We start from the raw sequence: 26,414 nt of genomic DNA, 5'->3' as shown, positions 1-26,414 counted from the left end.
GGGCCGAGGATACGAGCCACCTCACCACTGCGGTGGCAGGGTCTCCTGCGCGGGCGGCGGAGGCGGAGGCGTACCGTCACCGAAAGGCCTGCCACCGAGCCGTTCCCGGCCGTGCGGCGTCGCCCACACCGATAGGTCTGGACCTTTCGGTACGATGCGCGTCGGGTTGATCTGTTCGTGCACCTGGTAGTAGTGCCGCTTGATGTGGTCGAAGTCCACGGTGTCGCCGAATCCCGGTGTCTGGAACAGGTCGCGGGCATACGCCCACAGCACGGGCATCTCGGTGAGCTTGGTGCGGTTGCACTTGAAGTGGCCGTGATAGACGGCGTCGAACCGGACCAGCGTGGTGAACAACCGGATGTCGGCCTCGGTGATCGTGTCGCCGACGAGGTAGCGCTGCGTGGCCAGCCGCTCGGACAGCGCGTCGAGCCGGGCGAACAGGCGGTCGTAGGCGTCCTCGTAGGCGGCCTGCTTGGTCGCGAACCCGGCCTCGTACACGGCCGCGTTGACGTCGGCGTAGACCTGGGCGTTGATCTCGTCGATCTCCCCGCGCAGCGGTTCCGGGTACAGCTCGGGCGCGCCGTCCCGCTGGTAGGCGGTCCACTCGGTGGCCAGGTCGAGCGTGATCTGGGGGTAGTCGTTGGTGACGAGCTTGCCGCTCGGGATGTCGACGATCGCGGGAACACTGATGCCGCCGGTGTAGTCGGGATCGGCCTTCTCGTAGGCCTCGTACAGGTACCCGATGCCGAGCACGGGATCGATGCCGCCCGGGTCGAGCGTGAATCGCCAGCTCTTCTCGTCCTGGATCGGGTCGGCGACCGCGACCGAGAGCACCTGCTCGAGCCCGAGCAGCCTGCGCACGATCAGCCCGCGGCTCGCCCACGGGCACGCCCTGCTGACCACGAGCCGGTACCGGCCGGGCTCCACCGGCCAGCCGTCCCGGCCGTCGGCGGTGATGCGGTCGGTGAACCGGTTGGGCGCCCGGTGGAACTCGCCGGTCTCCGGGTCCGTCGGGATCGTCATGGTCCCGACACTAGTAGCGCGGCCGCGCATTCGCCGGGATCACCTGGGCCGGCACGTGTGCTTGCCTGAACGAGGCGACGCGAATCGGTTGTTCGGCGAGGGGAGCACGACATGAGGCTGACGACCACGACCAACATCTCGGTGGACGGCGTGATGCAGGGCCTGGGCGGGCCTGACGAGGATCGCCGCGGCTGCTTCGACCGCGGCGGGTGGGCCCTTCCCCTTGTCGAGGCCGAAACCGGGGACCATCTGGACCAGGTCTACGGCGGCGCGGCCGCGTTTCTGTTCGGCAGGCGGACCTACGAGATCCTCGCGGGCTCGTGGGCAACGATGATCGATCCGGGCAACGCGATCGCCGCCGCGCTGAACGGCAAGCCCAATACCTGGTTTCGACCAGCCTCACCGCCCCGCGGTGGGCGGGCACGACCGTGCTGAGCGGCGACGTCGCCACGGCTGTGCGTGTTGTGAAGGCCCGGGACGACGGCGACCTGCTGGTGCCCGGCAGCGGTGTCCTCGTCCGATGGCTGCTCGCCGACGACCTGGTCGACCAGCTCGATCTGCTCACCTATCCGTCGTGGTGGGCCAGGGCACGCACTGTTCCCCACCACCGGTCCGGACATCGCGCTCGAGCTGCTCACGTCGCGGAGCACGTCGCGGGGCATCACCATCCAGACCTACCGGCCTGCGGGGCGCCCGGACTACGCGACGTCCACGGCCGGCGCGCACACCTGACCTGGCCGCGTCACCACCGTGCCGGCACGCGGCTCGTCGGCAATCATGACCTTCCGGCGAGATCAGGAGTACGTAGACTCCCACTCAGCGTGTCCGACACCGGCCGACGGAGTCCGAGGGGTGAGCGCGATGTCGATGATGCCCGTGACCGACTCGATGTTCCTGTTCATCGAAACCCGCGAGCACCCCATGCACGTCGGCGGGCTGCAGCTGTTCACCCCGCCCGAGGGCGCCGGGCCCGACTATTTGCGGGAGGTGCGGCACGACCTGCTGCACAACAGCAGCGTGCGCGACCTGTTCCGGCAGCGGCTGGCGCGCCCCGTCAACACGGCGGGCTACCTGGCCTGGCGGGCGGACCCGGCTCTCGACCTCGACTACCACTTCCGGCACTCCGCGCTGCCCCGGCCCGGCCGGATCCGGGAGCTGCTCGAGCTCACGTCACGCTGGCACAGCACGCTGCTCGACCGGCACCGGCCGCTGTGGGAGGTGCACCTTGTCGAGGGCCTCGACGACGGCCGGTTCGCCGTCTACAGCAAGATCCACCACTCGGTGATGGACGGCGTGTCGGCGTTGCGGCAGTTGCAGAGCACGCTCAGCGACGATCCGGACGCCCGGGACTGCCCGCCACCGTGGGGCATCCGTGAATCGCAGAAGTCTCGGCGCGTTCCTGCGGACCCGCGCGGTTTGCTCCGCACACTCACCGGCACGGCGAAGCAACTCGCCGATACCCCGCGGGCGGCGTGGAAGGTCGCCATGGAGGCCTTCCGCGAGCACACGCTCACCCTGCCGCTGGAGGCGCCGAAGACGATGCTCAACGTGCCCATCGGCGGGGCCCGCCGGTTCGCGGCACAGTCGTGGCCTCAGGAGCGCGTGCGCAAGGTGGCCGCGGCGGCAGGCGTCACGAGCAACGACGTCGTGCTCGCGATGTGCTCGGGCGCGTTGCGCGACTACCTCATCGAACAGCGGGCCCTGCCACCCGCACCGCTGATCGCGATGGTGCCCGTGTCCCTGCGAAGCCGGGCCGAGCAGCGGGAGGCGTCGGGCAACCGGATCGGCGCGCTGCTGTGCAACCTCGGCACGGACAAGGCCGACCCCGCCGACCGGCTCACCACCATCGCGCGCTCGACAGCCGACGGCAAGCGCCTGTTCAAGGAGCTCACGCCGCTGCAGACGCTGTTGCTCTCGGCGCTCAACGTGGCCCCACTGGCGGCGACACCGGTACCCGGCTACGTCGGCAACACGCGGCCGCCGTTCAACCTCGTCATCTCCAACGTGCCCGGGCCACGCAAGCAGATGTACTGGAACGGCGCGGCCCTCGACGGCATCTATCCGGCCTCAGTGCTGCTCGACGGGCAAGCACTCAACATCACGCTCACCAGCAACGGCGACAACCTCGACTTCGGCATCACGGGCTGCCGGCGCAGCGTGCCGCACCTGCAGCGGTTGCTCACCCACCTCGAGACGGCGCTGGCCGAGCTGGAGGACGCGGTGGGCTGACCCGGGGTCGCCCACCGCGTCCGAGCCGGTCACCGGGCGATCAGGCGACGCCTTCCGGGCTGGCGCCCTCCACCTGCACACCCTTGGCGGTGATGCGCTCGATCTCGGCGAGATCGGCGTCGGTCAGGTCGAGATCGGCCGCGGCGAGGCTGTCCTCGATGTTGCGGGCCCTGCGAGCGCCCACGATGGCGACGTGCACGCCGGGCTGGGCCAGCACCCACGCGATGGCGACCTGGCTGACGGTGGCGTTCTTTCCCGCCGCGAACTCCTTCAGCTCGTCCACCACGGCCAGGTTGCGCCGGAGGTTCTCGCCCTGGAACGCCGACGACTGCGAGCGCCAGTCGGAGGCCTCGAACGTCGAGTCCGGCCGCAAGGCGCCGGTCAGCAGTCCACTGCCGAGCGCGCTGTAGACGAGCACACCGATGTCGTGCTCCCGGGCGTACGGCAGCGGGTCGGCCTCGATGCCGCGCCGGAACAGGTGGTACGGCGGCTGGAGTGTCTCCACGGGACGGGTGCGGTCGAACTCGGCAAGCTGCGCGGTGTCGTAATTGGACACTCCGACGTGGCGGATCTTGCCCTCGTCCACCAGCTCCTGTAACGCCGACGCCGTCTCCTCGGCCGGCGTATCGGAGTCGGGCCAGTGCACCTGGTAGAGGTCGATGTGGTCGACCCCGAGGTGGCGCAGGCTCTCCTCCACCCCGCGCCGCAGGAACTCCCGCGACGCGTTGCGGGGTCGCTCGCCGCCGGGCTCGATCCCGCCCTTGGTGGCGATCACCACACTGTCGCGATCGCGCCGGATGTCGTCACGCAAGGCCTTGCCGAGCAACGACTCCGCGGCGCCGAACCCGTAGGCCTGCGCGGTGTCGAAGAAGTTGACCCCGAGGTCGCGGGCGTGCCGGATGGCGCCGATGGCGGCGTCCTCGTCGAAGGAGCCCCACTCGCCGCCGAGCTGCCATGTGCCGAAGCAGATCCGCGACACCTCGAGTCCGCTCTTGCCCAAAGTCGTCATGCGCATGTCCCCAGCACAGCACAACAACCACGGGCGACGCAGCGTGAGGTGGTGCACGCGACGACCACCAACGAACCATTTGCTGGTGCCGCGGCAGTCTCGCTGCTCACCGGCGCGGCGATGAGCGCGGCCGAGGTGGCCCGGGAGCTCGGGCTAACGCAGCCGTACCCCGGCTACCACCTGCGGAGGCTGCGCCAGGCCGGGCTGCTCGACGTCGCCGAGGAGGCGTGCATCCGGGGCGGCCAAGCGTGGGGCCTGCGGACGACACTGCTCGCTGGCGCCGCCCTGAGCGTGCCGGCCGCCCTGCCGGTGCTGGCGAGCCGGGAGGTCCGCACGCTCACCTGCCGGGCCGCCGAGCCCGTCGCGGACCGAGTCAGCGGAGCCCGGCAGGACGGTCGGTGGCCCACGGCTGGACCTCCTCGACCAGCTTGGCCACCGCCAGCACCAGGTCGTCGGAGTGCCGCGGCCCGACGATCTGCAGGCCCACCGGCAGGCCCTTGGAGGTGAAGCCGACGGGCACCGTGATGGCGGGCTGCTGGGTCATGTTGAACGGGTAGGTGAACCGTGTCCACTGTGGCCACGTCTCGTACGGCCCGCCCGGCGGCACGTCGTGGCCGGCCTCGAAGGGCGGGATCGGCATCGTGGGCGTGATCAGCACGTCGTAGCGGGTGTGGAACTCGCCCATTTGGATGCCCAGCGCCGCGCGGGTCGCCGTGGCCTCGAGATAGTCGCTGGCCGAGTAGGTGCGTCCCTGCTCCCACACCCGGCGCAGGCCCGGGTCGACGCGCTCCTCCGAGCCCGGAGGGAACGTGTCGAGCCACTTCGCCGCGCCGGTCGACCACAGCACGCCGAACGCGTCGATCGGGTCGGTGAAGCCGGGGTCGGCCTCCTCGACCGACAGGCCGGCCTCGTTCAGCTTCGCGACCGTGGACAGCACCGCCTGCGCGATCTCCGGGTCGACGTCGACGTAGCCGAGGTCGGCGGAGAACGCCGCCCGCAGACCACGGACGTCCCGGCGCACGGCCTCGCGGTAGGTGCCGATGGGCGGCGGCAGTGCGCTGGGGTCGCGGTGGTCGGGGGTGGCGAGCACATCGAGCAGCAGTGCCACATCGTCCACCGAGCGTGCCATCGGACCGGCGTGCGACAACGGGCCGAACGGGCTCGCCGGGTACAGCGGGATGCGGCCCGCCGTCGGCTTGAACCCGACGATGCCGCAGAAGGACGCCGGAATGCGCACCGAACCGCCACCGTCCGTGCCGACCGACAGCTCCCCCATGCCCGCGGCCACCGCGACGGCGCTGCCGCCGCTCGAGCCGCCGCAGGTGAGTGCCGGGTTCCACGGGTTGCGGGTGATGCCGTCGAGCGGGCTGTCCGTGACGGCCTTCCACGCGAGCTCGGGCGTGGTGGTCTTGCCGAGCAGCACCAGCCCGTTCTCGCGCATCCGGGCGGTGACCGGGCTGTCGATCTCCCATACCTGGTCGCGGTCGATGCACCGCGAACCACGCAGTGTCGGCCAGCCCTGAGTGAGGAACATGTCCTTGATCGAGGCGGGGACACCATCGAGCCAGCCGATCGGGTTGCCCTCCCGCCAGCGTTCCTCGGACGCGCGGGCCGCTTCGAGGGCCACCTCGGGATCGATCAGGGTGAAGGCGTTGTACTCCTTGTCGCGCTGGTCGATGACCTCGAGCGCGGCCCTGGTCGCCTCGACCGGGGACAGCTCGCCCGACGAATAGGCGGCGACGAGCTCGCTCGCGGTCAGCAGGGTTCCCGTGCTCGGCATATCTCTCCCTCGGTCCACGTCGGTGTGTGCCGGTCAGCCACTGGAGGGAACGTAGCCCAACTTCTTGTCGACCACATTCCGCAGCGGCTCCCCGGCACGCCAGCGCCAGAAGTTGTCGGCGAACACCTCGACCAGCGCGTTGCGCCAACCGATGAAATCGCCCGACATGTGCGGCGACACGAGCACGTTATCCATTGTCCACAGGGGACTTTCGGGCGGCAGGGGTTCGGTGTCGAAGACGTCGAGTCCCGCGCCGGCGATGGCCCCGGTGCGCAGCGCCTCGACCAGGTCGGCGGTGACGACGAGCTCGCCGCGGCCGACGTTGATGAACCGCGCCTGCGGCCTCATGGCGGCGAACGCGCGGGCGTCGAACATGCCCTTCGTCTGCTCGGTCAGCGGGGCCACCGCGACGACGTAGTCCATCTCGGGCAGGTACTCGGTCAGCCTGTCCGAGGCGTACACGGTGCCGAAGTCGGGATCGCCCGCCCGCTCGCGACGGCCGGCGCCGCTGACGCGCAGCCCGGCCGCCTTCAGCAGCCGCGCGATCGACCGGCCGATCGGCCCGGTGCCCACCACGAGCACCGAGCGGCCCTGGACCCGCTCGCTCTCCCGGTGCTGCCACGTGCGCTGCGCCTGCAGCCGCAGGGAGCGCGGGAGGTCCTTGGCGAACGCCAGGATCTGACCCAGCACGTACTCGGCGATGGAGTCGTCGAACACCCCGCGCGAGTTGGTGAGCACGACGTCGCTCTCCCGCAGCTCGGGGAACATCACCGGGTCGACGCCGGCGCTCGCGATGTGCAGCCAGCGCAGCCGGTCGGCGGCGTGCCAGGCAGCCGGAACCGCCGAGGAGAGGAAGTCGTAGACGAACAGGGCGTCGGCTCCGCGCAGCGCGTCGGCGAGCCCGTCGGCGTCGGTGTAACGAACGACCGCCGCCTCTTCGATGGGCTCCATGTCCGGAGGATGCTTGTCCCCGCGTAGCACCGCGAGCACCGGTGTTTCCGTGCCACTCACGTTGACACGGTAAGAGTCGGTCGTATGATTGTCAACAATCCGAGGAGCCACCCCGGACGCACACCCCTGCATAGATAAAGTCGTCGGAGGTTGAGCCTTGGATTTCGCAGCCTTTGACTTCCCCGCTTTCGAAGGGCCCCTGGCCCAGCGGGGCATCGGCGTCATCGCGCCGTTCGATCTCGCCTTGGAGCGGGAGCTGTGGCGCTGGGTGCCGATGGAGGTCTCGCTGCACCTGGCACGGACGCCCTACGAGCCGGTGCCCGTGAGCATGGAGATGGCTCACCTCGTCAGCAACGCGCACCACCTCGCCGCGGCCACCCGCGACGTCCTCCACGTGGAGCCCGAGGTGGTCGCCTACCTGTGCACGTCGGGCAGCTTCGTCAACGGCGTCGACGCCGAGCGCACCCTGCGCAAGGTCATCTGCGACGCGGGCGCGCCCACGGCCGTCACCACCTCCGGCGCGCTCGCCGAGGTCCTCGAGCAGCTCGACCTCACCCGGGTGTCGGTGCTGACCCCGTACGACGCCGACCTCACCGGCAAGCTGCACGAGTTCCTCGACGAGCTCGGCGTCAAGACGATGTCGAGCGACCACCTCGGCCTCGGCGGCGGTATCTGGAAGGTCAGTTACCGCACCATCGCCGAACGGATCATGGCCGCCAACCACGACGCGGCGGAGGCCATCTTCGTCAGCTGCACGAACCTGCCCACCTACGACCTCATCGAGCCACTGGAGAACACGCTCGGCAAGCCCGTGCTGACGGCCAACCAGCTCACCATGTGGGCCTGCCTGAAGCGGATGAACCTGCCGATCGTGGGGCCCGGCAAGTGGCTGCGTGAGGTGTCTTGACCCGTTCCAATAGGATTGTCGACAATCCTCACCAGGAGGTGCACATGGCCACCGTCGGCTTCATCTATCCCGACCACGCCGCAGAGGACGACTACCCGCTCGCCGAGCGCCTGCTCGGCGACGGCACGCGCCTGCCCGTCGAGCACATCTACGGCACCGACCTGCACGCCGTGGCCGAGCTGCTCGACCTGGGCTCGCCCGAGCGGCTCGCCGAAGGCGCCTCGCTGCTCGCCAAGCACGACCCCACTGCCGTGGTGTGGGCGTGCACGAGCGGCAGCTTCGTCTACGGCTGGGACGGCGCCGCCGACCAGGTCGCCCAGCTCTCCGAGGCCGCGGGCGGCCTGCCCGCGTCGAGCACCTCGTTCGCGTTCGTCCGGGCGGCCACCGCACTCGGCCTGCGGCGCGTGGCCGTGGCGGCCAGCTACCCGGACGACGTCGCCAAGCTGTTCGTCGAGTTCCTCGACCGCGGCGGCATCGAGGTCGTGTCGATGTCGGCCGCCGACATCGACACCGCCGCCGAGGTCGGCGAGCTGCCCCCGGAGGAGGTCGTCGAGCTGGTCGTCAGCCGCGACCACCCGGACGCCGAGGCGCTGCTGGTGCCCGACACCGCGATGCGCACGCTGGCGCTCGTCGAGACGATCGAGACGCGGCTGGGCAAGCCCGTGCTGACGGCCAACCAGGTGACGGTCTGGGAGGGCCTGCGGCTCGCCGGGGCCGCGCGGGCGGTGGACGGACTCGGCACCCTGTTCCGGACGAAGGACGAGGGGCGATGATCGCCGACATCGAGCCGGTCAACCGGGAGTCGACCGCCGCCATCATCGCCCGGCAGCTCCGGGACGCGATCATGCACGGCTCGCTGCCGCCGGGCACGCAGCTGGGCGAGACCGAGCTGGCGGCGCAGTTCCAGGTGTCCCGCGGGCCGCTGCGCGAGGCCATGCAGCGGCTCGTCTCCGAGGGCCTGTTGCGCAGCGAGCGGCACCGTGGGCTGTTCGTCATCGATCTCGAGCCCGAGGACGTCCACGACATCTACACGGCACGCTCGGCCGTCGAGCGCGCGGCGGCCACGCGGGTCGTGCGCAGCGGTGACCGCGATCGCGTGGCGGCGATCCTGACCGACGCGGTGAAGGCCATGGCCGAGGCCGACGAGCAGGACGACCCGACCGCGCTGACCGAGGCGGACCTGCGGTTCCACGAGGCGCTGATCGAGGCGTCCGGCAGTCGCCGGCTGGTCCGGATGGCCCGCACGCTGATGATCGAGACCCGCATGTGCCTGTCCGCGCTGGAGGGCACCTACCGCAAGAACTACCAGGGCGTCGACGAGCGGATCAGCGAGCACAACGCGATCATCGAGGCGCTGCGGGCGGGCGACGAGCAGGCCGTGGTGGAGTTGCTGGAGGCGCACATGGAGGACGCCGTGCAGCGGCTGGCGCCCGGCACGAGCCTCTTCCCGCCCGTCCCGCAGGCCGACCCAGCGTAGGTCGCGCCCGCCCCGGCCACGCGCGTGTCCGCCCGCTCCGCCGGTGCCGCGCGTGCGCCTCACACCGTCAGGGCACCGAGCACGCTCGCGCCCGCCGCGCTGCCCAGCGCGACTCCCCAGCCCACCGGCCCCAGCGGCGTGCAGCCGAAGAACTGGCTCACCCCGGGCGTCTGGATGACGGCCGCGAGTGCCGCGGCCGAGCCCAGACTCGCGCCCAGCACCGACGGACTCCGCGCCCCCGTGAGGAGTGTCTGGCCGAGCTGAGTGCCGACGAGCGCGGCCAGCGCCACCGTGTCCGCGCGCCTGCGGCGGCCGGTGAACCGCGCGATCGCCCACGCCGCCGTCGCACCCAGCGTCGTCGTGCCCGCGCGCACGCCGATCTCGCGGTAGAGCGGGCGGCCCAGCGAGCTCTCCGGTCCCTCGCGCAGGAGTTCCTCCTCGCTTGCCCCGCCCGGGCGGCGCAGCGCGATGGCCAGCGCCGGCGCCAGGTCCGTCAGGAGGTTGACGAGCAGCAGCTGACGTGCGTTGAGCGGCGAACGCCCGGTGACGGCCGCGCCGAGCACGTTGAAGCCGATCTCGCCGACGTTGCCGCCCAGGAGCACGCCGAGCGCCGAACGGACCGACGCCCACATGGCCCGCCCCTCGGTGAGCGCCGCGATGATCGTTTCCAGTCGGTCGTCGGTCACCACGAGGTCGGCGGCGGCGCGGGCGGCGGGCGTGCCGTGCCCGCCCAGGGCGATGCCGACGTCGGCGAGCCGGATGGCGGGCGCGTCGTTGGCGCCGTCCCCGGTCATGGCCACCGTCTTGCCGAGGCTCTGGTAGGCCTTGATGATCCGGACCTTCTGCGCCGGGCTGCATCGGGCGACCACGTCCACGCCGGGCAGGGTCTCCCGGAGTCCGTCGTCGTCGAGCTCGTCGAGTTCGGCGCCGGTGACGACGTGGAGCTCACCGTGGTGACCGTTGATCTCCGATGCGATCGCCTCGCCGGTCACCGGGTGATCGCCGGTGATCATGACGATGTGCACGCCCGCGTCGCGCACCGCGGCCGCGGCCGGAGCGGCGCTGCCACGCACCGGATCGGAGATGGCCACGAACCCGCGGAACGTCAATCCGTCCACAGTGGATTCGGTGAACCGCTCGTCGTCGACGCTGCGCTCGGCGACGGCCAGCACCCGGTGGCCGGACTTCGCCAGCGCGCGCATGCGGCCGTTGAGCCGCTTGCGGGCGGCGTTGTCGAGCGCACACCGCGGCAGCACCTGCTCCGGCGCTCCCTTGACACTGAGCAGCAAGCCCTTCTTGGTCCGGCCGATGGTGGCGTGGTAGCCGCGGGACGGCTCGAACGGCGAGGACGACACCGGTTGCCAGCCCGACGCGCCCGCCGCCGGCGTCATGCTGAGCCGCCGGCCCGCCTCGACGATGGCGCGGTCCGTGGCGTGCGGAAGATCCTCGGCGTCGGCGGAGTGCGGGGTCGCCCGCAGCGCCGCGGCGACCACGGGCCGCAGTGCCTCGCCGAGCGCGTCGATGCGGCTGCGTTGTTTGCCGTCGTCGATCTCGCTCACGCTGAGCTTGCCCTCGGTGAGGGTGCCCGTCTTGTCGAAGCAGAGCACGTCCACGCGGCCGAGGGTCTCGATGCTGCGCGGGTTGCGCACCAGCGCGCCGTGCGCGGCGAGCCGTCGCGCCGCGGCCAGCTGCGCGGCGTTGACGAGGAACGGCAGGCCCTCGGGCACGGACCCGACCGCGAGGTTGACCGCCGCACCCAGACTCTCCCGCAGGGGAACTCCCCGCAGCAGGCCCAATCCCGCCACGCCGACGGCCGAGCCGACGGCGAGCGGCAAGGTCTTCTCGGTGAGCTCGGTGAGCCGGTTCTCGACGCCGGTCGCGGGCGCGCTCTGCCGGGCCAGCGCCATGCTGCGGCCCGCCTCGGTGTCGTCCCCGACCGCGACCACCACCGCCGTGGCCTCGCCGGCGGCGACGGTGGTGCCCTCGTAGACCATCGAGGTGCGCTCGGCGACATGCCCGGCCACCACCGGAGCGGGATCCTTCGCCAGCGGCAGCGACTCGCCGGTCAGCGACGACTCGTCCACCTCGAGTCCCTGGGAGTCGAGCAGCCTGCAGTCGGCGGGCACGACGTCGCCCGAGGTCAGCGCGACCACGTCACCAGGCGCGAGATCGTCGGCGGTGACGACGCGTTCCTCGCCGTCGCGCAGCACCGTGGCGCTCACCGACGACCGGCTGAGCAGCTCGGCCAGTTCGCGTTCGGTGCGCACCTGCTGCACGCTGCCGATCAGCGCCGACAACCCGGTGACGCCGGCGACGAGCAGGGCGTCGACGGGCGAGCCCACGGCGGCGGAGAGCGCCGCCCCGCCCGCGAGCACCGGAGTCAGCGGGTTCGCGAGTTCGGCGAGGAAGGCGGAGCCGAGGCTGGTTCCGAGCGGACCGCCGCTCCGGCCGCGCGCCCGGCGGGCCGCCGCCTCGCCGGAGAGCCCGGCCGCAGAGGTCCCCAGCCGTTCGAGCACGGCGTCGACCGGCATCAAATGCCACGGCTCGGTGGCGGGCGCCTCCGCCTCGGGCACGGCGAGCTTGCGGGCGTGCCTGGCCGCGTTCGCCATCGCGATCGCGGCCCCGGCCGTGGTCGCCCGCATGGCGCGTGACGTCGGATTGGTCCGGCCACGCTGCAACGCCGACACGACGCCCACGCCGGTGGAGGCCTGGGCGATCCGGATGCTCTCGGCATTCACGGCCTTCATCCCGATGACGGCCTCGACCAGCAACGCGGCCGCGGCGACATCGTCACCGACCAGGACGTGCGCTCCCCACGGCGGGGCGCCGCCGTCGAGATGGACACCGACGCCGCAGTCGGACGCGCCCAGCGCCCGCCGGTCGTCCGACACGAGCAGGGTCGCAGCACCCTGGTCCTGCAGCTCCCGGACACACGTGAACGGCTTGTCCGCGTCCACCACGCGCAGCCCGGACCGCCGGGCCGCGACCATCAGGGCGTGGACGCCCGGCAGCGGCTCGCCCGCGAGCGCGAGCACAGCCTGCATCCGGCCGTCCTTCGCCAGGCCGAGCACCCCGGTCGCGCCCTGCCGCTCCAGCCGGGCGCGGTGCTCGGCGATGGCGGCCTCGGCGCTCCCGGTGGTCGCCGCAGTCTCGGTGCCCGCGGTGTCGAGCTCGTCGAGCGGGCCGAGCCGCCACGAGCCGTCGGTCTGGACCTGCTTCGGATGCGCCGGATCGAACAGCCGCCAGGCGACCTCGGCCACCGCGTGCTGGTCGCTGTCCGGCAGCGGCACGAGATCCCGCAGCATCGCCCGGCCGGTCTCCAGCGCCGAGTGGTCGAGCACGAGGGTGTCGATGCGATCGAGCTTGCGCAGTGCGGCCCGGTCCATGACGAGCACGCCGCGCCGGGCGAGGATGGTGCCGACCGCGCTCGCGAACGCCGAGCGGCCCGACTCGGCCGCCTTCGGGACCGACGAGAGGCCGAGTGCGAGGGCCCGCCGCGGTCCCGCGAACGGCACGGCGACCGCACCGGCCGCCGCGCCGAGCGTCAGCACGCGCCGCTCGTACTCCTCGACCTGCCCCTCGGGCAGCGGCATCGGGCGCTCGATGGCGCACGACTCCGCGGCCGCCGTCTCCGGTCCGGTGACCAGGCTGCTCTCGGCCGCGCACCACGCACGTTCGTGCGCTCGCGCCTCCCTGATCTGGGCGGCGCGCTTCACCGCGTCGAGGAAGGCGCTCTCGCCGCCGCCGGAAAGTCCTTGTGCCAGCGCGGAGAACCGCGATGTCGTCGCGTCCGCCTTCTCGTGGCTGTGCCTGCCCTGGGCGAGTCGCTCCCGGAGCTCCGGGTGGTGGTCGACGACGGACGTCAGCGCGGAGACCTCGGGGGGCAAGGGCGCCCACGGTGCGAGCCGGGTGACCAGCGACATGGCGATGCCCGCGGCGTCGGTGAGCATCGTCGGCAGCAGCCGCGTGCCGCGCGCGCCGTCCGCCGGGTGGTGCAACTCGTCCTCGGCGGCCTCCTCGTCCGGGCCGGACGGCGGCGCCTCGGCCTGCTCCACCACGCGCACGAGCTCGGCCTCGATCGACTTCGCCTGCCTCGTGTCGGCCACCGCGACGATCACCCGCGAGGACGGCGCGTTCACCCGAGCCCACAGGACGTCGTCACGTTCCTCGAGAGCCTGTTCGATGCGCCGGGCGACCTGCTCGCCGCCCGCACCGTGCACACCGTGCGCCTCGATGTAGAACTTGCCAGCACACGACCATACGTGCCGTCTCGGACCGCGGACCAGTCCGGCCAGTCCGCGTGCGGTTCCGATGGTGGTGCCGAGCAGTGACAGCGGATCCGGGACGCCGAGGCCGAGCATTTTCATGGCGAAGGTAGTGCCCACACCGCCCGGAAACTATGCATCGCCCACGAGACGGCCGGTGGCGCGAACTGCCCACGCCCGCGCCACCAGCCGTGTCCGCCGTTCCCGTCGCCGTGTCGGCCGTTCCCGTCGCCGTGTCCGCCGTTCCCGTCGCCGTGTCGGCCGTTCCCGTCGCCGTGTCCGCCGTTCCCGGAGGACCTACAGCGCGTCGGCGATCGCCGAGCCGAGCTGTGCGGTGGTGGCGGTCCCCCCGAGGTCCGGGGTGAGCACCGAGCCGTCGGCGAGCGCGGTTTCCACGGCCGAGTTCACCGCCCGCGCGGCGGCCTTCTCCCCAAGCTGCTCGAGCATCATCGCCGCCGCGAGCACCTGGGCCACCGGGTTCGCGATGCCTTGGCCGGCGATGTCGGGCGCGCTGCCGTGCACGGCCTCGAACATCGACGGGTGATCGCCCTCGGGGTTGATGTTGCCCGACGGCGCCATACCGAGGCCGCCGGTCACCGCGGCCGCGAGGTCGCTGAGGATGTCACCGAACAAATTGGACCCGACCACGACGTCGAGCCGGTCCGGCCGCTGCACCATCCGCGCGGCGAGCGCGTCGATGTGCATCTGCTCCGACTCGACATCCGGATACTGGGCGGCGATCTCGGCGAAGATCTCGTCCCAGAACGGCATCGTGTGGATGATGCCGTTCGACTTCGTGGCCGAGCACACCCGCCTGCTGCGTGTCCGGGCGAGCTCGAAGGCGTACCGGATGATGCGTTCCACACCGGTCCGGGTGAACACCGACTCCTGGAGGGCGAACTCGTCGGGCCTGCCCGCGTTGTGCCTGCCGCCGAGCGTGGAGTACTCGCCCTCGGAGTTCTCGCGGACGATCACCATCTCGAGGTCCTCGGCGGTGCGCCCCTCGAGGACGGACCGGGTCCCCGGCAACAGCCGCACCGGACGCAGGTTCACGTATTGGGCGAACGCCCGGCGCACCGGAATCAGCAGTCCCCACAGGGAGACGTGGTCCGGCACGCCGGGGAACCCGACGGCACCGAGCAGCACGGAGTCGAACGCCCGCAGCGTCTCGATCCCGTCCTCCGGCATCATCGTGCCGGTCTTCGCATACCGCTCGCAGCTCCAGTCGAACTCCGTCCATTCCAGACCGAATCCGAACGCCGACGCCGCGCGGTCGAGGACCTTCCTCGCCTCGGCGGTGACGTCGACACCGATGCCGTCTCCCGGGATCGAGGCGATGCGATAGGTGCTCACAGGCCCACCGCGACGTACTTGGTCTCCAGGAACTCCTCGATCCCGACCGTGCCGCCCTCGCGACCGAGGCCGGACTGCTTGACCCCGCCGAACGGAGCCGCCGGGTTCGACACGACGCCCTGGTTGAGCCCCACCATGCCGCTCTCCAGCCGCTCGCTGACCCGCAGGGCGCGCTTGAGGTCGTTGGTGAAGACGTAACCGACCAGGCCGTACTCGGTGTCGTTGGCGGCGGCCACCGCCTCGTCCTCGGTGTCGAACACCGAGATCGGCGCGACCGGGCCGAAGATCTCCTCGCGCGTCATCCGCGCCTCGAGCGGGACGCCGGTGAGGACGGTCGGCTGGTAGAAGTGCCCCGGACCGTCCACAGTGGCGCCGCCGGTGAGCACCTTCGCGCCACGCTGGGCGGCGTCCGAGACGAGCTCGTTCACCTTCGCGATCGCCTTCTCGTCGATCAGCGGGCCGACGACGACACCGTCCTCGGTGCCCCGCCCGATGGGCAGCCCCTCCATCCGCTCGGTGAGCCTGCGGGCGAACTCGTCGGCGATGCCGCGCTGGACGTAGAAGCGGTTGGCGGCCGTGCACGCCTCGCCGATGTTGCGCATCTTGGCCTGCATCGCGCCCTCGACCGCCTCGTCGAGGTCGGCGTCGTCGAAGACCAGGAACGGCGCGTTGCCGCCGAGCTCCATCGACGTGCGCATGACGGTGCCCGCGCACTGCTCGAGCAGCTTGCGACCCACGGCGGTGGAGCCGGTGAAGGACAGCTTGCGCGCGCGGCCGTCCCGGATCATCGGCTCCATGACACCGCCCGCGTCGGTCGTGGTGACCACGTTGAGCACGCCCTCGGGCAGCCCGGACTCGGCGAGGATCTCGGCGAGCGCGAGCATCGACAGCGGCGTCTGCGCGGCGGGCTTGATGACCATCGTGCAGCCCGCGGCCACGGCGGGCCCGATCTTGCGGGTGCCCATGGCCATCGGGAAGTTCCACGGCGTGATCAGCAGCGAGGGGCCCACCGGCTGCTTGAGGACCAGGAACCGGCTGGCGCCGTTGGGGGCGACCGCGTAGCCGCCGTCGATGCGCACGGCCTCCTCGGCGAACCACCGGAAGAACTCGGCGGCGTAGGCGATCTCGCCCCGCGCCTCGGGCAGCGGCTTGCCCATCTCCAGGGTCATCAGCAGCGCCAGCTCCTCCTGGCGCGCCATGAGCTTGTCGTAGGCCCTGCGGAGGATCTCGCCACGCACACGCGGTGGGTGCGCCGCCCAGTCGGCCTGCGCGGCGACGGCGGCGTCCAGCGCGGCGATGCCGTCCTGCGGGGAGGCGTCGGCCACCTCGCACAGCCTCTCGCCCGTCGCCGGGTCGTACACACCGAAGGTCTTGCCCTCGGCCGCCGAGGTCCACTTGCCGCCGATGAACAGTTCCTTGTTCACCGCCGAGACCACGCCGGATTCGCTGACCGTGCTCATTTCCACAGCTCCCAAGCTTCAGGACTTCCCGACCGTCATCCATCATCGGAACGGCCGTCATTGCGCCGCTACGACTGCCATGCTACGAATATTGTTGACAATCTACAACCCCGGTGGTTCGCCCCTCCGCGCCAGAAGGAGGCCGCAGTCATGGCCAAGCTCTCCCCCATCCTCAAGCAGGCCACGCCCGTCGTGGTCGACCACGGCGAGGGCGTGTACCTCTACGACGTCGACGGTCGCCGCCACCTCGACTTCACCGCCGGCATCGGGGTGACCAGCACCGGCCACTGCCACCCCCGCGTCGTCGCCGCCGCACAGGAACAGGTCGGCAAGCTCATTCACGGCCAGTACACCACCGTCATGCACCAGCCGCTGCTCCAGCTGACCGAGCGGCTCAGCGAGGTGCTGCCCTCCGGCCTCGACTCCCTGTTCTTCGCCAACTCCGGCAGCGAGGCCGTCGAGGCGGCACTGCGCCTGGCCCGGCAGGCCACCGGACGGCCCAACATCGTCGTCTTCCAGGGCAGCTTCCACGGCCGCACGGTGGCCGCGGCGTCGCTGACCACCTCGGGCACCCGGTTCAGCGCGGGCATCTCGCCGCTGATGTCCGGGGTGCACGTGGCGCCGTTCCCCTTCGCCTACCACTACGGCTGGGACGAGAAGACGGCCACCGAGTTCGCGCTGCGGGAGCTGGACTACCTCTTCGCCACCCAGACCGCGCCGGGCGAGACGGCCGCGTTCTTCATCGAGCCGATGCTCGGCGAGGGCGGTTACGTGCCGGCGAACCCGGAGTTCCTGGCTGGGCTGCGCCGCCGGGCCGACGAGCACGGCATCCTGCTGGTCGTCGACGAGATCCAAACCGGTTTCGGCCGCACCGGCAAGTTCTGGGGCCACCAGCACTTCGACGTGCGCCCCGACGTCGTGCTCATCGCCAAGGGCCTCGCCAGCGGCTTCCCGCTCTCCGGCATCGCGGCGTCGGAGGAGCTGATGGCCAAGGCGTGGCCGGGCTCGCAGGGCGGCACCTACGGCGGCAACGCCGTGGCCTGCGCGGCCGCCGTCGCGACGCTGGACGTCATCCGTGACGAGAACCTCGTCGAGAACGCCGCCGAGCGGGGCCGCCAGCTGATCGAGGGTGTGCGCGCCATCGGCGAGAAGAGCGGGGCCGTCGGGGACGTGCGCGGCCTCGGCCTCCTCGTCGGCACGGAGTTCACCACCGCCGACGGCAAGCCGGACACCGCCACGGCCCAGGCCGCCCAGAAGGCCGCCGCCGAGCGTGGCCTGCTGCTGCTCACGTGCGGGGCGTACTCGAACGTCGTGCGCATGATCCCGCCGCTCGTCGTGACGGCCGAGCAGATCGACGAGGCCCTCGACATCTGGGGCGACGTCGTCGCGTCCGTCACCAAGTAGCCGATCCCGACCCTCAGGAGAACGTTTCCGTGGCCCGCTACATCACCATCACGCTCGACAAGCGCGGCGTGTCCTGCCGTGCCCGCCTGCTCGACGAGGAGGCACCGCGCACGTGCCAGGCGGTGTGGGACGCCCTGCCGCAGAGCGGCTCGGCCTACCACGCGAAGTACGCCCGCAACGAGGTCTACACCCTCGTCCCGCCGTTCGCGGACCCGAAGCCGGGACGGGAGAACCCGACCATCACGCCCATCCCGGGCGACGTCTGCTACTTCGGCTTCGAACCGTGGGAGATCGGCAACCCCGCCTACGGTTACGACGAGGGCAGCGAGGCACACAGCGATCGCGGCGCCACGGACCTGGCGATCTTCTACGGCCGCAACAACCTGCTCATCAACGGCGACGCCGGCTGGGTTCCCGGCAACGTCTTCGCCACGATCGAGGAGGGTCTCGACCGGATGGCCGCTGCCGCCCAGGACCTGTGGCTGCGTGGCGTCGAGGGCGAGACGATGACCTTCGCCCGGGCGTGATGTCCCGATAGCGGGGGTGGGCATGCCGAACGGCGTGCCCACCCCCGCTTCGTATCTGTGGGTGACCGGTCGCCGTGTCCGCCGCTCCGGTAGCCGTGTCGGCCGTTCCGGTCGCCGTGTCCGCCGTTCCGGTAGCCGTGTCTGCGGTTCCCGTCGCCGTGTCCGCCGCTCCGGTCGCCGTGTCCGCCGCTCCCGTCACTTCAGCCGACCGACGGGTTGCGTCACAGCGCCCGGCCGACCATCCTCCGTGGGCGCACACCACCGCATCACGCGACACCGGAGACCACCCCGGACGCGTCACCTCACTCGGCTGAGTGAATGTCTCGAAACTACTTGCCGCGACTAAAGATCCACTCCTTCGGGTGGACGAACCGCCCGGATACCGGATCAAGATCACCTTCACGCAGAGTGACTACGGGCGTTGTCGATACCCACTGTCATCGCGATGTACGACAACCAGCCCCGGCCGAGAACACGAAAGCCTTACATGTTTAGACTGAAGAGATTTCACGTCTGAGGACCGGCGCTCAGAGTCCTTTTTGACACCCGGGCTCGCCTGCTGAAAACGTTGCCGTGCTTTCGAAAGCCAGGTGTGCGCACACAAACCGCAACCAAGTGATTCAGCATGAAGGAGCCCCTCGAAATGCAGTTCATCGCCATGCACGGTGGAGACGTCCTGAGCAACATCCTCGCCGGACTCGCCCACCTGCTCGGCTGGCTGGTCTGACGCACCGAGCGTGAAGGTGGGGTCGGCACGTTGGCGCGGGCCGGCCCCACCGGACCCGGCGAGGTGAACCGCGGCCGACGAGCGCACCCGGCTCCGGAGCCGCCCGACCCGAGTCCCCCGCTCGCCCAGCCGGCCGATGCGACAACGCGACCGGCAGACACGGCTACCCCAACGGCAGACACGGCTACCCCAACGGCAGACACGGCTACGCGAACGGCAGACACCCCACCCGCGAAACGTGAACAACCTTCATGGCGGTGGGAGCGACCACCGTACTACTCTTTGGCCATGGGCGACGTGGCGCAGCGACTTGCCGAGATCGTCGGCGAGTCCCACCTCCTGACCGGCGACGGCATCCCCGAGGACTACTCAGGTGACGAGGCGCTGACCGGGACGCCCACGACACCCCGGTACGTCGTCAAGCCGGCCACCGCCGAGGAGGTGGCGGCCGTGCTCACCACCGCTTCGGACCACCGCATCCCCGTCACCGCCCGCGGGTCCGGCACCGGGCTCTCCGCCGCCGCGCAGCCGCACCCGGACGGCATCCTCGTCTCGTTCGAGCGCATGAACGCCGTCCTCGAGATCGACACCGTCAACCACGTCGCCGTCGTGCAGCCCGGAGTCACACTGTCCGAACTGGACGAAAAGACCGCGAGCTCCGGGCTCGGCTACACCGTCTACCCCGGTGAGATGAGCGCGAGCGTCGGCGGCAACGTCGGGACCAACGCGGGTGGCATGCGCGCGGTCAAGTACGGCGTCACGCGCAACAACGTCCTGGGCCTGCAGGCCGTCCTGCCGACCGGCGAGATCATCCGTACCGGCGGCAAGATCGTGAAGACCTCCACCGGCTACGACCTCACCCAGCTCATCATCGGCTCCGAGGGCACGCTCGCGCTGGCCACCGAGGTCATCGTCAAGCTCCACCCGCGGCTGCGCCACGGTGCCACGGTGCTCGCCCCCTTCTCCGACCTGGACCGGGTGATGGCCGCCGTGCCCGCGATCGTCTCCAGTGGACTCGCGCCGCACATCCTCGAGTACATCGACGCGCTCACCATGGCCGCGATCACCTACAACGCCGACCTCGCGCTCGGCATCCCCGACGAGGTGCGGGACGCGTCGCAGGCCTACCTCGTGGTCGGACTGGAGAATCGCGACGCCGAGCGGCTCGGCGGCGACACGGCCGAGCTCGGCGAGCTGCTCACCGGGCTCGGCGCGGCCGATGTCTACGTGCTGGAAGGGACCGCGGCCCGCAAGCTCATCGAGGCGCGCGAGAAGGCGTTCTGGACGGCCAAGTCCGCCGGTGCCGACGACGTGATCGACGTGGTCGTGCCGCGCTCGGCGATGCCGGAGTTCCTGTCGCGGTCGCGGGAGCTGGCCACCAAGACCGAATCCGGTGTGGTCGGCTGCGGGCACGCGGGCGACGGCAACGTTCACCTGGCCATCTTCCAGAAGGACAAGGAGAAGCGGGCGAGCCTGCTGCACGACGTCTTCGCCCTCGGCATGGAACTGGGCGGCGTGATCTCGGGCGAGCACGGCATCGGCCGGGCGAAGAAGGAGCGCTTCGTCGAGCTGGAGGACCCGGCGAAGGTCGCGCTGCTGCGGCGGCTCAAGCAGGCGTTCGACCCGGCCGGGATCCTCAATCCCGGCGTCCTGTTCGACTGACCACCTGATCGGCAACTGCAATGGGAGCGACATGAACGGCGCGCAGTCCCTCATCCGCACGCTCGTCGACGCGGGAGTCGACGTGTGTTTCTCGAACCCCGGGACGTCCGAGATGCACTTCGTCGCCGCGCTCGACAGCGTTCCCGAGATGCGGGGTGTGCTCGGCCTGGCCGAGGGCGTGGTCACCGGTGCCGCCGACGGCTACGCGCGCATCGCGGGCAAGCCCGCCGTGACGTTGCTGCATCTTGGCCCGGGCCTCGGCAACGGACTCGCCAACCTGCACAACGCCCGCCGCGCGCACACGCCGATCGTCAACGTGATCGGCGACCACGCGACCTACCACAAACGCTACGACGCGCCGCTGGAATCCGACATCGACTCCGTCGCCGGAACGCTGGGCGGGTGGCTGCGCCGGTCGGACAGCACGGCCGACGTCGGTGCCGACGCCGCGGCCGCGGTCGCCGCCGCGCAGGACCCGCCCGGCCGCGTGGCGACACTGATCCTGCCTGCCGACGTGTCGTGGGGCGACGGCGGCAAACCCTGCGCGGCCGTGCCCCCGCGCGCGCCGAAGGCCGTGTCCGAGACGACGGTGAAGCAGGTCGCCGAGGTGTTCCGCACCGGCGAACCCGTCGCGTTGCTGCTCGGCGGTGCGGCGTGCCGCGAGCCCGGGCTGCGCGCGGCGAGCCGGATCGCCGCGGCCACCGGCGCGAAGCCATTCATCGAGACCTTCCCCGCCCGGCTCGAACGCGGCGCCGGCCTGCCCGCCATCGAGCGTCTCGGCTACCTCGCCGAACAGGTGGCCTACCAGCTCGACGGCATCAAGCACGTCGTCGTGGCCGGCACGAAGGCGCCCGTCTCCTTCTTCGCCTACCCCGGCAAGGCCAGCGACCTCGTCCCCGACGGCGCGCAGGTGCACACCCTCGCGACGCTCGACGAGGACGTCGTCGCGGCGCTGGAGGGCGTGGCCGGCATCGTCGCCGCGGACACCGAGCCGGTGCTCGCGCCGGCCGAGCGTCCGGAACTGCCCACCGGCGAGCTCACCGCGCAGAACTGGGTGCAGGTCATCGGTGCGCTGCTGCCGGAGGGCGCGATCGTCTCCGACGAGACGAACACCTCCGGCCTGCTGCTGCCGGGCGCGACCGCCGGTGCGCCGCGGCACGACGTGCTCACGCTCACCGGCGGCGCGATCGGCCAGGGCATCCCCGTGGCGACGGGCGCGGCCGTCGCGGCCCCCGACCGTCCGGTGGTGAACCTCGAAGCCGACGGCAGCGCGCTCTACACGATCTCGGCACTGTGGACCCAGGCGCGCGAGAACCTCAACGTCACCACGGTGATCCTCAACAACCGCGCGTACGCGATCCTGCGGATGGAGCTGCAGCGGGTCGGTGCCGAGGGGTCCGGGCCGAAGGCGAAGAGTCTGCTCGATCTGTCCACACCGGACATCGACTTCGTCCGGATCGCCGAGGGCATGGGCGTTCCCGCGTCGCGCGCGACGACAGCGGAGGAGCTGGCCGAGCAGTTCGCGCGGGCGCTCGCCGAGCCGGGCCCGCACCTGATCGACGCGGCGATCCCGCCTCTGCTCTGACACCGGGCCGTGCCTGGCCGAACTCAGGCGGCCGAGCACACAGCCGCGTTGTGGCTTCGCGTCGTCCGGTTGAACGGCGTGTTACGTAGCATCTCGATCGCCGATACAGAGGGTCGAATCTCACTGTTTGACCTCGTCCTCACACTCTTCGAGCCTTGGACACGAACCGCGTTCGCCCGGTTCGTCCCGGTCCCCGCTCCTGAAGAGTCGGCGCGTCCCGTTGCGGGCAGCGCCCGAGAGGAACGTCATGAGGTCACTCACCAGAAGAGTCGCGATCGGCGGGCTCGTCGCGGCGCTCGCCCTGTCGGCCTGCACATCCGGGTCCGCGGGAAGCTCCGGCGTACCGACCCTCTCGCTCGCCGTGGAGACGAGCGAGGGCGACCCGCTGGCCGACATGCTGCTGGCCTTCGCCGACCAGGTCGAGGCCGAGCTCGGTGACAAGGTCGAGCTGAAGGTGCAGACGGGCGGCGCGATCGGCGACGAGGAGGCCGTGCTGCAGGCCTTGCGCGGCGGCTCGATCGACATCGCCGCGCTGAGCGGCTCGGTCGCCAACCTGGACCCGACGTTCAACATCATGGAGGTGCCGTTCCTGTTCACCGACCGGGAGTCGGCGGCGAGGCACCTCGACGGCGAGCTCGGCCGGGAGATGAGTGGCTCCCTCGTCGGCTCGATCGGTGCCCGGGTGCTCGCGTTCGGTGAGAACGGCTTCCGGCACATCACCAACAACGAGCGTCCGATCCGGACCTCCACCGACCTCGCCGGGCTCCGCATCCGCGTGCCGGGCAGCCCCGCGCGGGTGTCCCTGTTCGAAGGCCTGGGCGCCGTGCCGACACAGATCGACCTCGGTGAGGCCTACCTCGCCCTCGACCAGGGTGTACTCGACGGACAGGAGAACCCGCTCAAGGTGGTCGACGCGTTCTCCTTCTACGAGAAGCAGAAGTATCTTTCGCTCACCTCGCACATCTACAGCCCGGTCTACCTGACGATGAACGAGCGGAGCTGGTCGGGGTTGCCGCAGGATATCCAGCAGGGACTGCAGACCGCGGCCGCCAAAGCCGCCACGATCAGCCGGGAGGCCGGTGCGGATGCCGACCGCACGCTCAGGGCGAAGTTCGAACAGGCGGGCATGAAGGTCAACGAGGCCGACGTCGACGAACTCCGCAACGCCGTCGCCGGCGTGCGTGACGAGATCGTCGCCGGCATCCCCGGGGACTTCGCCCGCCGCGTCGTCGAGAGCGCGAACCGATGAGCGGCCCGGCGGAGGGTGTGCGGCCACGGCTGCCGCTCGCGGCACTCAACACCGCCAAGCGCATCGGCCTCGTCTACATGGCCTCCAGCACGCTGATGGAGGCCGAGATGTACGCGATGGCCACGCCCGGCGTGACCGTCCACACGAGCCGGGTCACGTTGCCGAAGGTGACCGTCGAGGGGATCGACGCGATGATGCGCTCACCGCAGCTGCGGGAGGCCGCGGAGCTGGTGGCTCAGGCACCCCTGGACGTGCTGATCTTCGGCGGGACGAGCGCGTCGTTCCTGCACGGGACGGCCTGGGACCGGCTGCTCACCGAGCAACTCACCGCGTGGACCGGGCTCACCGGCCGCTGCACCACCACGTCGACCGCGAGCATCGCCGCCCTGGACGCGGTCGGCGCCGGGTCGATCACGCTGGTCACGCCGTACCGGCAGGAGGTCGTGGACCGGGCCGTGCGCTTCTTCGGGGACAACGGCCATCCCGTGGTGGCGTCGGTGGGGCTCGACATCACCGACGACCGCGCACTCGCCGAGGTCCCGCTGGAGCGGGTCTTCGACCTCGCCGTGGAGACCGACACCCCGGAGGCCGACGCGGTGTTCATCAGCTGCACCAACTTCGCCAGCGTCGGCGCCATCGCGGCGCTGGAGGACGCGCTCGGCAAGCCCGTCGTCAGCGCCGTACAGGCGTCGTTCTGGCACTGCCTGCGGCTCGCGGACGCACCCGCCGCGCGGCCCGGTTTCGGCAGCCTGTTCCGGCTCACCGGCATGGTCGCCGACGACGGGGGCGTGCCGTGACACAGGCGACGACATCGGCGGGGCGGGCGGAGGCACGGGCCGCCCGCGCCGGGCTCGTGGCCGACCGGATCCTGGAGGCGCTCGCCGCGCTGTCCCTGGCGGCGATCATCGTGCTGCTGTTCGCAAACGCGACGCTGCGGTTCGCCGCGGACATGCCCCTGCCGTGGGTGGAGGAGATCGTCACCGGACTGATGCTGTGGCTGACGATGTTCGGGTTCGTGCTCGGCCTGCGCAGGCACGAGTCCATCACGGTGCGAGCATTCGTCACCCGGCTGCCGATGAACGTCCAGGTGGCCCTGAAGCTCGTCACCGACGTCGTGACGGCGGCGGTGTTGCTGCACCTGGCGTGGTTCGCGCTGCGGTACGTCCTCGACTTCGGCTCCGACGCGACGCCCTATCTGCGGCTGCCGCGCGGGTTCTTCACCGCCGCGCTGCCGGTGGGCGCGGGCGCGGCAGCACTCGTCGTGCTGCTGCGGCTGCCGTCGGCGCGGGCGACGATCCTCCGGCTCCGTGAGGAGGAACAGCCGTGATCCTCGCGCTGACGCTGCTGGTGATCGTCGGGCTGCTGCTGCTCGGCACACCGCTGATCGTGTGCATGGCCGCCGGCGTCGGGCTCTACGCGACGCTCGAGGGCTCGTGGATGCTGCAGTACCCGCAGCAGGTGGCCGACGGGATGGGCAGCTTCGTGCTGCTGGCGATGCCGCTGTTCATCTTCGCCGGGATCGTGATGAACGCGGGCGGCATCGCCGAGCGCGTGTTCGCGTTCGCGCGGTCGTTGACCGGTCCCCTGCCCGGCGGGCTGGCCCAGGTCGACGTGTCGACAAGCCTGTTCTTCGGCGGCATGGTCGGCACGTCGGTCGCCGACCTCGCGGGCACCGGCTCCACGCTGATCCCGCAGATGAAGAAGCACGGCTACCCCGGCGCCTACAGCGCCGCGGTCACGGCCTCGTCGTCGGGAATCGGCCCGCTCATCCCGCCCTCGTCCCCGATGATCCTCTACGCGGCCGCGACCGGAACGTCGCTGAGCACGCTGTTCATCGCCGGCATCGTGCCCGGGTTGCTGCTCACCGTCGCGTTGATGGTGGTGGTCGCCGTGCAGGCGGCCCGCAACGGCTGGGGCGAGCGGATCCCGTTCAACCTGCGGGAGGTGGGGCGCACCCTGCGGTCGGCGATCCTCGCCTTCGGGGTGCCGGTGCTGGTGGTGCTGGGCCTGACCGTCGGCGTGTTCACCCCCACCGAGTCGGGGGCGTTCGCCGCGGTGTACGCGGTCGCCGTGTCGGCCGTGGCGTATCGCTCGCTCGGCCTGCGACGGTTGTATCGCTGCCTCGTGGACGCCGCCGTGCTCACCGGCGAGGTGATGCTGATCGTCGGCGTGTCGGTCGCGCTCGGCGCGGTGCTGGCGATGGCGGGCCTGCCTGCCGCGCTGACGGAGTTCGCCACATCGATCGTGCCCGGCGATGCGCAGCTCGGTTACCTGGTGGTGCTCGTGCTGGTCGCGATCGTCGCGGGAATGCTGTTCGACCCGCTCATCCCGGTGGTCATGCCGGTGCTGATGCCGACGATCATCGAGGTGGGCATCGATCCGATCCAGTTCGGCGTCCTCATCGTGCTGACCGTCGTGATCGGACAGATCACGCCACCCGTCGCGATGTCGCTCGTGGTGGCCGCCAAGATCGCCAAGGTCGACGCGTGGCACGTGTTCAAGGCCAACATGCCCTTCCTCGTCGCGACGGCCGGCGTGCTCGTTCTCGTGCTGCTGTTCCCCGCGCTGGCCACCTGGCTGCCGTCGGTGCTCGGGGAATGACAACCGGTCGTGAGGCCGTCTCCGCAGAACGGTCGTGTTAGGCCGCGATGACGCCGTTGTAACGTTTTCCCACTGCCGGTTGAAATGGATGTTACTGCATCTGTCCGGCTGATTCCGTGTCTCTGCTTTCCTTGTTTGACAGCGGGTTTCGCACCGTGTGAGGCTACGGAAACACCACGGGAAACCGCCGGTCAACGGACTGCCG

Annotated in this window: 21 protein-coding genes and 1 pseudogene; 15 read left to right on the top strand and 7 right to left on the bottom strand. The window is 71.0% G+C overall.

Going from position 1 to position 26,414, the window contains the following annotated elements; translation table 11 throughout:
* Positions 1 to 21: 21 nt before the first annotated feature.
* The gene (locus ACFSZT_RS11815; protein WP_377384405.1) at positions 22 to 1,023 is read right to left on the bottom strand and encodes a glutathione S-transferase family protein; all 1,002 of its coding nucleotides are present in this window, start codon (positions 1,021 to 1,023) and stop codon (positions 22 to 24) included.
* A gap of 111 nt (positions 1,024 to 1,134) precedes the next feature.
* Here ACFSZT_RS11815 and ACFSZT_RS11810 point away from each other — a divergent pair, with 111 nt between their 5' ends.
* The 3 genes from ACFSZT_RS11810 to ACFSZT_RS11800 all read left to right on the top strand — a co-directional run bounded on the left by ACFSZT_RS11810 (position 1,135) and on the right by ACFSZT_RS11800 (position 3,252).
* Positions 1,135 to 1,458 carry a hypothetical protein gene (locus tag ACFSZT_RS11810; protein ID WP_377384403.1) on the top strand — a complete coding sequence of 108 codons (324 nt, stop codon included), beginning with the start codon at positions 1,135 to 1,137 and terminating at the stop codon, positions 1,456 to 1,458.
* 72 nt (positions 1,459 to 1,530) lie between these two features.
* The gene (locus ACFSZT_RS11805) at positions 1,531 to 1,755 is read left to right on the top strand and encodes a hypothetical protein (protein ID WP_377384401.1); all 225 of its coding nucleotides are present in this window, start codon (positions 1,531 to 1,533) and stop codon (positions 1,753 to 1,755) included.
* 129 nt (positions 1,756 to 1,884) lie between these two features.
* Positions 1,885 to 3,252, top strand: coding sequence for a WS/DGAT/MGAT family O-acyltransferase (locus ACFSZT_RS11800; protein ID WP_377384399.1), 1,368 nt, complete (start codon positions 1,885 to 1,887; stop codon positions 3,250 to 3,252).
* 40 nt (positions 3,253 to 3,292) lie between these two features.
* Here the strand turns inward: ACFSZT_RS11800 and ACFSZT_RS11795 are convergent, their stop codons facing one another.
* On the bottom strand, positions 3,293 to 4,261 hold the full coding sequence (locus ACFSZT_RS11795; RefSeq protein ID WP_449301413.1) for an aldo/keto reductase: 969 nt from the start codon (positions 4,259 to 4,261) through the stop codon (positions 3,293 to 3,295).
* On the opposite strand from ACFSZT_RS11795, the pseudogene ACFSZT_RS28420 reads away from it, so the two are divergent.
* Positions 4,145 to 4,465: pseudogene (locus ACFSZT_RS28420) on the top strand (winged helix-turn-helix domain-containing protein); the annotation flags it as partial. The gene ACFSZT_RS11795 and the pseudogene ACFSZT_RS28420 overlap by 117 nt on opposite strands.
* Positions 4,466 to 4,634: 169 nt before the next feature.
* Here ACFSZT_RS28420 and ACFSZT_RS11785 read toward each other — a convergent pair.
* Positions 4,635 to 6,041 carry an amidase gene (locus ACFSZT_RS11785; protein ID WP_377384395.1) on the bottom strand — a complete coding sequence of 469 codons (1,407 nt, stop codon included), beginning with the start codon at positions 6,039 to 6,041 and terminating at the stop codon, positions 4,635 to 4,637.
* Positions 6,042 to 6,074: 33 nt separating this feature from the next.
* On the bottom strand, positions 6,075 to 7,052 hold the full coding sequence (locus tag ACFSZT_RS11780; protein ID WP_377384394.1) for a D-2-hydroxyacid dehydrogenase: 978 nt from the start codon (positions 7,050 to 7,052) through the stop codon (positions 6,075 to 6,077).
* 97 nt (positions 7,053 to 7,149) lie between these two features.
* Here ACFSZT_RS11780 and ACFSZT_RS11775 point away from each other — a divergent pair, with 97 nt between their 5' ends.
* From ACFSZT_RS11775 to ACFSZT_RS11765, 3 genes are read left to right on the top strand one after another with little or no spacing between them, the layout of a single operon-like run.
* A complete protein-coding gene (locus ACFSZT_RS11775; RefSeq protein WP_377384393.1) occupies positions 7,150 to 7,899 on the top strand; it encodes a maleate cis-trans isomerase family protein in 750 nt (249 codons plus the stop codon).
* Between the two features lie 44 nt (positions 7,900 to 7,943).
* Entirely contained in the window at positions 7,944 to 8,672 is a 729-nt protein-coding gene (locus ACFSZT_RS11770; protein ID WP_377384392.1) for a maleate cis-trans isomerase family protein, read from the top strand.
* On the top strand, positions 8,669 to 9,376 hold the full coding sequence (locus ACFSZT_RS11765; RefSeq protein WP_377384390.1) for a GntR family transcriptional regulator: 708 nt from the start codon (positions 8,669 to 8,671) through the stop codon (positions 9,374 to 9,376). The genes ACFSZT_RS11770 and ACFSZT_RS11765 overlap by 4 nt, the downstream gene beginning before the upstream one ends.
* A 59-nt stretch (positions 9,377 to 9,435) precedes the next feature.
* Here the strand turns inward: ACFSZT_RS11765 and ACFSZT_RS11760 are convergent, their stop codons facing one another.
* From ACFSZT_RS11760 to ACFSZT_RS11750, 3 genes are all read right to left on the bottom strand, one after another.
* Positions 9,436 to 13,743 carry an HAD-IC family P-type ATPase gene (locus ACFSZT_RS11760; protein WP_377384388.1) on the bottom strand — a complete coding sequence of 1,436 codons (4,308 nt, stop codon included), beginning with the start codon at positions 13,741 to 13,743 and terminating at the stop codon, positions 9,436 to 9,438.
* A gap of 195 nt (positions 13,744 to 13,938) precedes the next feature.
* A complete protein-coding gene (locus tag ACFSZT_RS11755; protein ID WP_377384386.1) occupies positions 13,939 to 14,994 on the bottom strand; it encodes a tartrate dehydrogenase in 1,056 nt (351 codons plus the stop codon).
* A complete protein-coding gene (locus ACFSZT_RS11750; protein ID WP_377384384.1) occupies positions 14,991 to 16,454 on the bottom strand; it encodes an NAD-dependent succinate-semialdehyde dehydrogenase in 1,464 nt (487 codons plus the stop codon). Before ACFSZT_RS11750 ends, ACFSZT_RS11755 begins: the two co-directional genes overlap by 4 nt.
* A gap of 150 nt (positions 16,455 to 16,604) precedes the next feature.
* Between ACFSZT_RS11750 and ACFSZT_RS11745 the strand changes: the two genes are divergently transcribed.
* From ACFSZT_RS11745 to ACFSZT_RS11710, 8 genes are all read left to right on the top strand, one after another.
* Positions 16,605 to 17,858 (top strand): aspartate aminotransferase family protein, encoded by a 1,254-nt coding sequence (locus ACFSZT_RS11745; protein ID WP_377384382.1) that lies wholly within the window; start codon positions 16,605 to 16,607, stop codon positions 17,856 to 17,858.
* Between the two features lie 29 nt (positions 17,859 to 17,887).
* Entirely contained in the window at positions 17,888 to 18,385 is a 498-nt protein-coding gene (locus ACFSZT_RS11740; RefSeq protein ID WP_377384380.1) for a DUF3830 family protein, read from the top strand.
* A 1,015-nt stretch (positions 18,386 to 19,400) separates the two neighbouring features.
* Complete coding sequence (locus ACFSZT_RS11735) at positions 19,401 to 20,774, top strand: FAD-binding oxidoreductase (RefSeq protein ID WP_377384378.1); 1,374 nt, start codon at positions 19,401 to 19,403, stop codon at positions 20,772 to 20,774.
* Between the two features lie 31 nt (positions 20,775 to 20,805).
* Positions 20,806 to 22,359 (top strand): acetolactate synthase large subunit, encoded by a 1,554-nt coding sequence (locus ACFSZT_RS11730; protein WP_377384377.1) that lies wholly within the window; start codon positions 20,806 to 20,808, stop codon positions 22,357 to 22,359.
* Between the two features lie 247 nt (positions 22,360 to 22,606).
* Positions 22,607 to 23,608, top strand: a complete 1,002-nt coding sequence (locus tag ACFSZT_RS11725) for a TRAP transporter substrate-binding protein (RefSeq protein WP_377384375.1) — start codon at positions 22,607 to 22,609, stop codon at positions 23,606 to 23,608.
* Positions 23,605 to 24,405, top strand: coding sequence for a maleate cis-trans isomerase family protein (locus tag ACFSZT_RS11720; RefSeq protein WP_377384373.1), 801 nt, complete (start codon positions 23,605 to 23,607; stop codon positions 24,403 to 24,405). Before ACFSZT_RS11725 ends, ACFSZT_RS11720 begins: the two co-directional genes overlap by 4 nt.
* The gene (locus tag ACFSZT_RS11715; protein WP_377384371.1) at positions 24,402 to 24,935 is read left to right on the top strand and encodes a TRAP transporter small permease; all 534 of its coding nucleotides are present in this window, start codon (positions 24,402 to 24,404) and stop codon (positions 24,933 to 24,935) included. Before ACFSZT_RS11720 ends, ACFSZT_RS11715 begins: the two co-directional genes overlap by 4 nt.
* Positions 24,932 to 26,209 (top strand): TRAP transporter large permease, encoded by a 1,278-nt coding sequence (locus ACFSZT_RS11710; protein ID WP_377384369.1) that lies wholly within the window; start codon positions 24,932 to 24,934, stop codon positions 26,207 to 26,209. Before ACFSZT_RS11715 ends, ACFSZT_RS11710 begins: the two co-directional genes overlap by 4 nt.
* Positions 26,210 to 26,414: the final 205 nt, after the last annotated feature.

Origin of the sequence: Prauserella oleivorans (assembly GCF_042685745.1) — a bacterium.
Classification (GTDB): Bacteria; Actinomycetota; Actinomycetes; order Mycobacteriales; family Pseudonocardiaceae; genus Prauserella_A; species Prauserella_A oleivorans.
This window is presented reverse-complemented; position numbering and strand designations above follow the sequence as displayed.